This window comes from Mucilaginibacter sediminis (assembly GCF_051903035.1).
Classification (GTDB): domain Bacteria; phylum Bacteroidota; class Bacteroidia; order Sphingobacteriales; family Sphingobacteriaceae; genus Mucilaginibacter.
The window spans coordinates 295661-307797 of sequence record NZ_CP170602.1 but is presented as its reverse complement, the minus strand read 5'-3'; the positions used below and the strand labels follow the sequence as shown (position 1 = coordinate 307797).

Below are 12137 nucleotides of genomic sequence, written 5' to 3'. Positions count from 1 at the left end.
TGTTCAACAGATCATAAAATATTATAAATAAGGTATTTACACACGAAAACAGGACCTAATTATGCTTTGCCGACTATGGAAAATTAAATAATAATTTAGAATCACAGGTTTCAGTGAACTATTGGTCAACATTTGGAACCAAACACAAAATAGCCGATTGTTTAGACCACAGCTTGAAGAAGCAACTATGCGTAGGGCTGGCGCCAAGATTCATGAAATATACCATATTACATTATGCGTGCTGAGATTACAGCCGATTTTTGTTGGAAGCGATTTCGCAGGTATGCCCTCGCATAACTGCACGTTACGCTATATAGACCAGCATCTGTTGCAAAAACGATATGGAAGTTATTCTTCTTCGGTTTGGGATAGTTTCTTTTGGCGAACAGAATTGATATAGGCAGAAGGAAGAGTCTTATACTCATCCTTGAATAACTTTGTAAAATATTTGGGGGTATTGAAGCCAACTTCGTAGCAAATCTGGCTAATTGTCATTTGGCTATTCTCGAGTAAATACACCGCTTTTTTTAACCTTATGGAGCGGATAAATTCAACCGGGGATTTGCCTGTAAGCATCAAAACCTTGTTATATAATGATCCGCGGCTCATGTTCATTTTACGGCTCAATTCTTCTACCGAAAGGCTTTCGTTTAAGATATTGAGTTCGATATATTCGACAATACACCTTAACAGTTTCTCATCTTCGTTTTGTAAAGGTGTTTCCTGCAGTTGCACGTCCATTTGCTTTTTGTACGTTCGCTTATAGGTGTCCCGAAGGGTTAGGATATTTTTGATTTTTGAAAGAAGTATTTCGAAATTAAATGGTTTTGTCATGTAATCATTAGCGCCAATTTCCAAACCTTTTATTTGTTCTTCATCACCAGTTAATGCAGTTAGCAAAACAACGGGAATGTGCGATGTACGTTTATCATTCTTTAGTTTTTTGCATAACTCAATTCCTGTCATCTCGGGCATACTGATATCACTTACAATAATATCCGGATGTTGCGAAAGAGCTTTCTGCCAGCCTTCCCTTCCGTTTGAAGCTTCGATTAAAAAGAATATTTCTTTTAAATTGTCTTTCAGGTAAAAACGAAAATCATCGTTATCCTCAACTAAAAGAACCACCGGCATTTTATTTGCCCGTTGCTGTTTTGGTACGGTTTTAATTTCATTGTGGCTATCTTCACCCGGATTCTCAATATCAGCCTCGTCGCCGGCTACTATATCCGTTTCCAGGCCTGCATAAATAACAAATGGCAGTTTAATGATAAAACAGCTGCCGTGATCTGGCACACTCTCAACCGTTATTTCTCCTCCATGCATCTTCACAAACTCATGTGTAATTGCCAGGCCGATGCCGCTGCCTTGATTAATCATCGATTCAGGAATATCGTGTTGAAAAAAACGCTCGAAAATTTTACCTTGTTTTTCAAGCGGAATACCAATACCAGTATCAATCACCTTAATCTCAAGCGGGGCGTCAGCGGTCTTCCCATCTACATTGAGCAGAACGCTTACCTGGCCGCCGGATGGCGTAAATTTAAAGGCATTTGATAGCAGGTTAAACAATATCCTTTCTATCTTATCATGGTCAAAGCTGGTAAACAACGAATCAATCGTGGTATCGAAGACAAAATCAATCCCTTTTTCTTCGGCAATATCTGTAAATGACATGCTTATTTCGCTGATGAATTTCACAATATCGCCGGGCTTGCTATGCAATTTCAACTCCTGAACTTCCATCTTACGAAAATCAAGCAGCTGATTTACCAGGTTTAATAATCGCCTGGCATTCTTTCTTATCATGCCCAGTTGTTGTTTCTGTTCCAGGTCGGCACGGGTAAGCATTTTATCAACCGGCGCCATGATCAGTGAAAGGGGCGTTCTGAATTCGTGGCTTACATTCGTTAAAAATTTAGTTTTCAGTTGGTCAAGCTCCTGCATACGCTTAACCTCCTTACGCTCCTGTTCGATTAGTAATTTTGCTTCCTGCTTTTCCTGTTCAGCGGTGAATTGTCTTTTTATTTTTTGTATACCGCGTTGCCGGATAAGCAAAAGGATGCCCAGAAACAGTACGACGTAAACAACATATGCAAAAGTTGATTTCCAAAATGGCGGCAATATTTTGATCTTTAACAAAATATAATTGGGATTCCAAGCGCCCCCAGAATTGGATGCCCGTACCTTAAATACATAATCCCCCCCATCCAGATTAGTATAATTAGCCTTTCGTGTCCTACTATCTGCATTTACCCAACCTTTATCAAATCCCTCCAGCATATACTGATATTTTACTTTACCGGGGTTGAAAAAATCCAGGGCGGCAAATTCTATCGAGAAAATATTTTCGCTGTGATTAAGTATGATATTGTTAGTTAACGATATTACTTTTGATAGCACTACGTGCCCGTTAATAGCCTCATTGGCTGATACACTTTTATTGAATAGCTGAAAATCGGTAAATATTAATTGTAGCTTATTAACATTGGGTTCTAAATTTTTAGGATCAAAAATATTAAAACCGTCAACGCCTCCAAATATCAATTCGCCGAAGTGCGTTTTCAAAGCGGAATTCATATTAAATTCACGGCCTTGCAAGCCATCCGTTTCGTCAAAATTTTCGAACCGGAAATTAAAACCAGTCGCCTTTGGTGTTAAGGTAATATGGCTCAACCCATTTGAAGTGCTTACCCACATCGTTCCTTTATTATCTTCCAGCGTATTCGATATTGAATTCGCCGGGAGCCCATTTTTTTTTGTGAGCGATGTAAAAGTATTTGTATTGGGATTGAAAACGCTTAACCCACTTGCCGTTGATATCCATATCAAACCACGGCTATCCTCATTGATATTGTTTACCATGTTGTCAAGTAAACTATTGGTATTACTACCATTTGAGCTGTAGTGAGTTACTCCTTTGCCATTTTTTAATATTACATCAATACCCAAATATCCTCCGGTCCATATGTTGCCCCGCTTATCCTCAAACATGGTTATTATCATGGGTGACTTTATTTCACCCTGTTTAAAAGGATGGTAAAATATATTTTTGGACCTGTCAAAAATTTCAAGCCCGCTTGCAAACGTCCCTATCCATAAACGGTGCGACGAATCTTCCAAAATGCTCCATACCTTGTCTTCGGCAATACTGTTGGCTAATTTATCATCATGTTTGTAATGGGTAAATGTGGTTCCGTCAAAACAATCCAACCCGCCAAAATAGGTACCTATCCATAATTTTTGATCATGATCAACACATAGGTCAACAATAATGTCACTACTCAAACTATTTGCGTTTCCCGGGTCGTGCTTATATTGGGTAAACTTGCCTGTTTTGCGGTTAAAATAAATCAGGCCGCCACCATTGGTGCCAATCCACAAGTTTCCCTGTTTGTCTTCTATAAATTTGTAAACATCGTTAAAACTTAAACTACCCGGGTCTGAGGCAAAATGCCTGTATAGAGGAAACCTAATGATGTTTTTATGATAATAACTTATCCCCTTTTTGAAGGTACCGGCCCATATAATACCTGAAACATCCTTGTAGAGTATTGCACTGTTTTGCTTTAGTGATGTGGGGTCATCTTCGCGGTTAAGCAGGTAGGTGATTTTAAAGTCCTTTTTATCCAGTATATTTATACCACCGTGGTCAATGGCAATCCATATCAGGCCGTCATCGGCCTGAATAATACTGCTAATGGCATTCCCTTTTAACTTTGCCCCGGCCGATTCCCTATCGATATGCCGCAAAATGCCCGTTGAAGGTTTATAGTAAAACACACCATACCCACCGTATGGTGCATAAAACCACAAATCATTATCGCTATCGACCGTTAAAGAGTAGGCCCCGTTTTTATTATTGGTTGCCTTATTAAAAACATCCGTGCGGTAGCCAATTTTGTTGAGCTTAACATCAAACATCTCTACCGTGCCCTCACTGTAAACAATCCATACATTGCCCTTCGCATCAGTGGTAATATCGGCAATGGAATTTGCGTATAATGATGGCATGGAATTAACACTATGATAATAGCGTTTGGTTTGCCTGGTTATAACATTGTATCTGTAAATACCATCGGGGAATAAGAACCAAAAATCGGCAGGGCCCGACCACACTATTTTAGAAACATTGGAAGAAGCGGGGAGTTTTAAAGAACGGAGCAACGGCTGCATATCACTGCTAAATTGCTCTGTTTCGGGATCGTAAAAACAAAAACCGCTGCGGCTAAATATCCACAACTTTTTATTAGGGCCTTCAAAAATTTTGTCTACATAATCATTATTAACAGACGTTTTACTATTTACATCATGCTTAAATACTTTAAATGTGTAACCATCATAGCGGTTGAGGCCAGCTGCAGTGCCAAACCACATAAAGCCCTTCGAATCTTTAAAAATGCAATTAACCTGGTTGTGCGATAAGCCATCGCTAATATCGAGGTGCGAAAACCGGTACTGGCTGCTTTGCCCAAAAACATTTATACATCCAAAAATTAATGTAACTAAAAGGAAAAAATAATATTTTACGCGAATGGAGATCATTATCGAAAGCCCAAAATCAACAGATTAACTTCTATAAAGTTAGTAAACTAAGGTAGCACAAATGTTGTATAATAAGCGGACATGTGTCAACTTTTACGTCGATTTTCAAAGGACGGGTTATTAAAATAAAAATGCGTCCGTATCTCACCCCGGACGCATTGACCAGCCTTTTTTCAATTACAATCACAATATTATTATGATCTCTTAAAAAATGCGTCCGTATCGCACCCCGGACGCATTGACCTGTCTTTCTTCAACTAAATCACAGTTATTATTGTGATGTCTTTAATTTTTTGAACTGGGTTAACAGCGATTTTTAAACACATTGCATAAATGGATTTGTACCCGTTTATGCTTCATATTTTCACAAACGCCCACTGCTGATTTTTGGCACCGGTGTAGTCCGATTGATCAACCGCGGTACCATTTCTGAGTGAAGTTGCTGTTGAAGATGAAACAACTTCGAGGGCTTTCCCACTATTTACGTTTATAATTTTGTAGTATCCATTATCAGTTGCCTGAAGTATCCAATTTTGATTATTACCGCCCGTACCTGTATAAGCCCATATATCGGCAATACCTCCGTTAGCGCCAGACCAATTATATATCTCCAGACACTTCCCGCTTGTATGCATAGGCGTTAACAAATAGTGGCCGCCGCTCCCGGCTTGCACTTTAAATTGTTGGTTTTGTCCGCCCAAATAATCCCATTGATCTGCTGTTGCTCCGTTAGCACTTGCCCAGCCGCCAATCTCCAAAGCTTTAAAACTAAACCTGTTAACTATCTGATACACGCTTCCAACCTGAATTGTGGAGGAGGAGGCTGTCTGTGTTCCTTGCACAAGCGCAGCTAACTGCTGTTGATCTTTTATAGCGTACGTCGACCTGTCAATGATCGAACCGGTGTCCCAAAGAAACGGGAGCATTCCGTTTGCCAATGCCTGGTGCATAACATAATTATACCAATAGGCTCTGGAAGCTATATGGAGATCATACGCATCTCCTGTAAGAGAGCGGCGCCCCGCTGCAAATTCGCCCATTACAACTGGGATGCCATGGTCAACAAACTTCGTCTTCATCGACTGGAAATATCCGTTCAGGTCCGACTCTTCGCCATAGGTGGCATTACGCGTAGGATCGGTGGTTGAGTGATACCCCGAACCCCAATAATAAAACATGTTACCCCATGATGCGTCTCCGTCCATCAAACAAAAATTGTAAGGGGTATAGTAATGCACTTCAACCATCAAACGATTGGATGCGGGATCTGAGGGAAGAGTGTTCATCAGATTGTTTGTTTTCACGATATCTGTACTCGGCCCCTGGATAAGCAAAGTTCTATAACTGTTATGCCCGCCGGTTGATCTGACCGCGTTGATAAAAGTTTGATGATAGGAAAGGAGAATGCTCATCCCTGTGGCATCTGAAGCAGGAGGTTCGTTTGCGCTGGCAAAAATCAAATGTTGGTCAAAACCACGCATTTGCGTTGCAATTTGCTCCCAAAGTGCCTTTTGTTTGGCATTAACTGCAGCTTGCGCGGCCGTGGTAATATTGGCATCCAACCATCCACCGTCCCAATGGATATTTAATATCACATACATGCCGTCGTTAACGCAGTATTGAACAACCTGTTGTACACGGGCGAGCCAGGCCGGATCTATTTTTGCAGTTGTTGAATCAGGTACATGTGACCAATTCCAATTACAAGGAATCCGTATGGCATTAAAACCGCTTTGCTTTAACTTATCAATTAACGCCTGGGTAATATTGGGGTTTCCCCATCCGTTTTCATTAGGAGCGGCTTCCATTGTGTTGCCGATGTTGTATCCTAATGTCATGTTTGCAGCGAGCTGAACTGCCGTACTCGTCATCCCTGTTTGATCGGGCGGAAGTGGCGAAATGTTGTAACTCGGATAACTGGTAGCAGTCAACGTCTTTTTACTGGTTTTGACAAATGGCGTAACTGCCGAACCGGGAGTCTCCTGCTTGTGACATCCCGACGCCACCAGAACGATGGCGATGCCGAAAAAATAGTTTAGTGTTCTCATATTTAATGTAAAATTGGTTTCTTGTAAAAGCGATAAAAATGAAATGCGCGTAGGCTATCGTGGATGTAAAAGATCCATTTAGCCGCCTTATTACATGATCATCAAATGCATAAAACTATATTGGCGATACTTGAATTAGATAGATAATTTAATTGGCAATTAGTTTTATGTTCCCTGCCATAAAAATGATAGCGGATAATATCATCTTCGTTTCAATAACAGCACCTTCGTTCCATATCCGGAAAAAAAATAGTTGTCATTACTTTGAAAACGCGCTCAGGTTTATTGATCGGGCAGCCAAAAATATAGACCGAAAAAATGGATGAAGGGGTACAAAAGTGAATAAATAGGGCACGAAATGTTCAAATTGACAAAATTTCCTGCATCCGCTGTAAATGCCAGATACCTGAAGGGTTTAAAGTAAAAATCGGTGTAAAGAGCCTGCGGCATTACCGTCGCAGGCTCTTTAGTCAATTTAATTCCAATCCCCTGAAATATCCTTAGCCACTGCAGAATTAGAATTCTTCTCGGCTAAAGGTATTGGTAACAACACATTTTTATCTTGAAACGGCTGTGTGCCGTCTTCAATCTTCCTTTCAGCATTTATTGTTTGTTTTGCAATGCCCCAACGTATCAAGTCAAAATAACGGCTTTGTTCACCGGTTAGTTCCAACTGCCTTTCACGCATCAGGATGTTCATAGCATCTGCCTGGCTACCCAGCGAGGTATAAAGTGGTGCTTTAACACTTGGCCTGTTACGTACCTGGTTAATTAAAGCTAATGGCTCGGCACCTGTGTTACCCTGCTGTATATAGCTTTCTGCCAGCATAAGCAAAACATCAGCATAGCGTATTACCTGGCCATTTATACCACTTTGCGGTCCGCCAAAGGACGATTGTTTGTTATAATATTCATATTTAAGCCACTCGTACCCTTTTGAAGCGAAGGGAAAATCTACTGGCCCCGCAGAACATTGCTGACAATATTGTGTTTGCCCGCCACTTGCAGCATCGCCATAAAAGGTGAAAGCAGCGCGGGGATCTACGTAATTTGCAGCCGGGTTTTGTGGGTTAGGATAAGTAAAAGCCTTAACAGCGGTTGTAGTTATATGTACATTGTTCCAATCATTAAAGCCGTATTCCTGCGCACGATCTGAGTGTGTTGCTTTGCCACCCCAGGTTTCCTGGCCCCCAAAAACGTAATATTGGTTACCAACACCCCAATCTGTCCATTTCTGATTCATCACCTGAAAAATGGTTTCAGGATTCGCAGCAGCATCATTCTGCTTCGGATCATCAAACAAATCGTTATAAGCCGGTGCAAGCGAATAACTGAAAGGCGCCTTGGTTAACTTGGTAAGTTCTGTTTGTGCCTGGGCCCATTTTTTTTCATATAAATATGATTTACCCAAAAGCGCCACCGCAGCCCCCTGTGTAGCACGCCCGTAACTTTCAGAAGCATAGGAAAGAGGTAGGCCTGCTTCAGCATCTTTCAAATCCTGTTCAATAAACGCCCAAACAGCGGCGATAGGTGATCTTGGCGCGTTAATATCTGCAGGTGTTGGCAGTGTTATGTAGTGGGTGCGGAGTGGTACCCGGCCGTATAAATTAACTAATTGAAAATAAGCATAAGCCCGCAGAAATTTAGCCTCGGCAATATATTGCTTTTGGTCCGTTGCCTCTGTAGGTTTAAGCGGATCCGGTTTCCATACCTGCGTACGGTCGATAACCACATTGGTACGGGCTATTATTTGGTATAATGCCGACCACATTTGCCCTGCCTGGTTCTGGTCGGGTCCAAAATTATACTGTGCCAATTGAAGCAAATCGCCTACTAAGGGCTGATTATTTTTGGCGTCATAACCCAGCAGGTCAAAAGTAAAATACCACTCACGTGCCCACATGCCATTATGCAGCAAACCAGCGTAAGTAGCTACAACGGCCTCATTTAAGGCAACATCGCTGGTAAAATACGTATCAGAAGTGTACGCACTTTTATTAACCAAACTCAAATCTTTTTTACACCCTATTGAGAGAACCAACAACCCTCCGGTCATAAGGAATTTCATAAATCTTTTCATAATTATATCTTTCAAAATGTTACTTAAAATCCTGCTTGTATCCCGAATAAAATGGTACGCGGTTGCGGAACCTGGCCGCGATCTATATTGCGGTTAAAAATAAGATCGCCCCCATCTGAACCTATTTCGGGGTCATACCCTTTATAGCCGGTTATCGTAAATAAATTTTCCGCAGCAATATATAGGCGCAGTCTACTTAAAACATTACCTGAAAACGATTGCAAAGTGGCTTTACTCAAAGTATAACCCAGAGTGATGTTACGGGCACGTAAATAGGCGCCGTTGTCTATAAAGAAATCCGATGGCCTTAAATTTCCGGATCCATTGTCATTCTGTCCAGCCCGTGGAAGAGCGGCATTGTCTCCGGGCTTTTGCCACCTGTTTAATATAGCGGTTGAGGCGTTATGCCCCGTTCCTGCGAACTCCAAACTGGACCTCAGATCATTTCCAATTTGCACGCCCTGCACTCCTGACAACACTACATTAAGATCGAAATTATGGTAATTGGCACCTATATTAATTCCATACATAAACTTTGGAATTGCGCTCCCCAAAACCTGCTGGTCTTTTGAATCGACGGTTCCGTCGCCTGTCAGATCCTTAAATATAAAGTCGCCGGGTTTTAATCCACTTTGGTAAACCGCAGTCTGATTGCCGGTTTTCTGTTGTGCTTTTGCATTTAACGCATCAATTTCGGCCTGATCTTTGGCTACGTGATCAACCCTGTAACCATAATATGCCCCGATAGGGCTACCCGGTTGGGTCAGGGTTTCTGCAACACCTGTCCCGCCCACAATTGGAGTCGGCGACTGGGTGCCTAACGATATTGTTTTATTACTATTAAAAGCACCGTTAACACTTATGTTATAGCTAAAATCACTTTTAACCTCAGAACGGTAACCTAACTGAAATTCAAAACCCTTATTTTGTGCATCCGCCGCGTTAACAGTCTGTGAACTTCCACCTGTATTTATCCCTATACCTAAACTTGGTGGTACGGGTATGTTAACTAATAACCCACTGCTTTTTCTGTTGTAATAATCGGCATTAAAAGTTATTCTGTTGTTGAGAAAACCCAGATCGATGCCCGCATCGGTTTGGTCGGTTGTTTCCCAGTGTAATAATCCGTTTCCGATAGTAGTAAGTGTTGTGCCGCTAACAAATTGCTCGTTCCTGCCAAAAGAATACGCCAGGTTTCCAGCAGTCGATCCATTGAAGGTATACACATCGCTGGCGGTAAGAGATATCCGGTTGTTACCGGTACGTCCCCATCCTACGCGAAGTTTACCATCGCTGATGAATGGAAAGGCTGCTTTTATGAAATCTTCCTGACTGAAGCGCCATGCCAGGCCCGCGCCAGGAAAATTGCCGTAACGGCTTGCTTTAGGAAAGTTGGAAGACCCGTCGCGCCTTAAACTGGCCGAAAGAATATACTTATCGTCGTAAGAATAAATCAAACGTCCGTAGTAAGACTGTTCTATACCAGCTCCATTGGCATAGCCTGAGGAACTTGCAGGGGTAATTTTTGTGGCTACGGATATGTCCCTTACTTCATCGGTCAGCATACCGGTACCTGTTAGACTAACAAAGCTACTGCTGCCCGCGTCTTTGTAACTTGTACCTGCTGTTAGCGAAACATTGTGTTTGCCAAAGGTACGGTTATAGGAAAAATAATTTTCAATGGTGTAACTGGAGTAGTCGTTAAAACTGCGGCCCGCTTGCCGGTCGAAAGCCAGTTTATTGGCGGTTACGTAGGGGATATTATAAGAATTGCTCACACTGCTGCCATATTGTACTGATGCTTGTGACCTGAAGGTTAAACCATTTATAATTCTTACTTCTCCAAATACTTGCGGAAATAATATCAGTTCATGGCCGCTTTGTGTTTTTACGCCTAAGTCTTCTAATGGATTTACTGCATTGCTGTCATCATCTATATTGGTAAGGATGGAGTAACCGCCCCGGATTGAAGAATCATATATGGGTTGATAAGGCGCATATTGAAGCGCGTTACCTATGCCTGCCATAATTCCCTCCGTTTTGGTATACCTCAAATTTAAGGTTTGGCCGAAGCGAAAACGGCCTAATTTTTCCTCTAATGTAAACCGGTTATTAAACCTTTTTAATTGATAATCTTTAACAGTGGCTTGCTGTGTTACGTATCCCGCCGACATATTATATGTAATCTTATCACTTCCGCCGCTTACACTTATATCATTTTGTGTTGATAAAGCTGTTTTAAAAATTTGGTTCTGCCAGTCGTTTCTGTCAACCAAAACATACGGTGTTGTAAGTTTTACCGGTGTGGGATTATTGTTGGTAACATCAATATCTTTAAGGAGCTTTACATAATCTGCGGCTTTCAACAGGTCAAGCTTTTTAGGTATGGTTGCAAAACCTACCTGCGAGGTAAACGATATTTGAGGAGCTCCTGTTTTACCTTTTTTTGTTGTAATAATTACAACACCATTAGCACCGGCAACACCATATATTGCTGTAGAAGCTGCGTCTTTTAATATGGTAATGTTCTCAATATCCTGTGGGCTGATGCTATTGAACAAGCCTTCATTACCCTGAATGCCATCAATAACGTACAACGGGCTAACATCCGTGAAAGAACCCACACCACGTACAATAATTTTCGCAGTTGAGCCCGGCACACCATTTGTCGGCACTACCTGAACGCCGGGGGCCTTTCCTATTATCAGTTGTGCAGGGCTTAGTGATGTATTGGCGCCGGCATCTTTCGCGTTTACCACATTAACAGCACCTACCAGGTCTTTTTTGCGGGAGGTTCCATATCCTATTACTACTACTTCGTTCAGGTTGCTGGTACTTTTTGATAAAACCGCATTAAGTGCGCCTGATGAAGGCACAACAATTTCTTTTTGTTCGTAACCAACAAAAGAGAATATCAGTGTACTGCCTGAGGCCGCATTTATGGAATAGACACCTTCGGAATTTGTACCCGTAACCTCGGGCTTTCCTTTTACTTTGACAGATACGCCGGGCAGAGGTAATCCGTCGTCCTTATCCGACACTTTGCCGGTAATTTTCCCCGTTTGCGAAAAGCCCGGCAAACTTATCATGATAGCTGATAAGGTTATCCCGACAAAAATCAGGAGTTGGTTAAATAATTTTCTTTTCATGAATTTTTAATTTAAGTGAAACAAATTGGTTAATTATTAAGGTTTAGAATATCTGGATGTAGAAGATTGGTACCTAAGTGTTAGATTGTTATAAGCCGGTGGCGCATTGGGGTGCATCTCCTTTTCATCGGCAGCAACCAGAGCATTTTTTGTGATATAAATAAATTGGTTAGCGTTTTCAGGCCCGCAATCGATTGCGAAACTTCAACGCTAAAAAGCTCATCACAGTTCATTAGTAAGTTTTTTAACATATCTATAAAAATTAAAACTGAGCCTCAGCTGTTCACTAAGTCAAAAAATAAATATCGGTTCAAC

Annotated in this window: 4 protein-coding genes; all 4 read right to left on the bottom strand. The window is 41.5% G+C overall.

Translation table 11 applies throughout. The features are described 5' to 3' along the window. Positions 1-348: 348 nt before the first annotated feature. The 4 genes from ACFGVS_RS01155 to ACFGVS_RS01140 all read right to left on the bottom strand — a co-directional run bounded on the left by ACFGVS_RS01155 (position 349) and on the right by ACFGVS_RS01140 (position 11822). Complete coding sequence (locus ACFGVS_RS01155) at positions 349-4545, bottom strand: two-component regulator propeller domain-containing protein (RefSeq protein ID WP_439697117.1); 4197 nt, start codon at positions 4543-4545, stop codon at positions 349-351. 356 nt (positions 4546-4901) lie between these two features. After that, the gene (locus ACFGVS_RS01150) at positions 4902-6593 is read right to left on the bottom strand and encodes a cellulase family glycosylhydrolase (protein WP_090652967.1); all 1692 of its coding nucleotides are present in this window, start codon (positions 6591-6593) and stop codon (positions 4902-4904) included. A gap of 475 nt (positions 6594-7068) precedes the next feature. After that, positions 7069-8661 carry a RagB/SusD family nutrient uptake outer membrane protein gene (locus ACFGVS_RS01145; RefSeq protein ID WP_439697116.1) on the bottom strand — a complete coding sequence of 531 codons (1593 nt, stop codon included), beginning with the start codon at positions 8659-8661 and terminating at the stop codon, positions 7069-7071. Between the two features lie 35 nt (positions 8662-8696). Continuing rightward, entirely contained in the window at positions 8697-11822 is a 3126-nt protein-coding gene (locus ACFGVS_RS01140) for a SusC/RagA family TonB-linked outer membrane protein (RefSeq protein ID WP_439697115.1), read from the bottom strand. Positions 11823-12137: the final 315 nt, after the last annotated feature.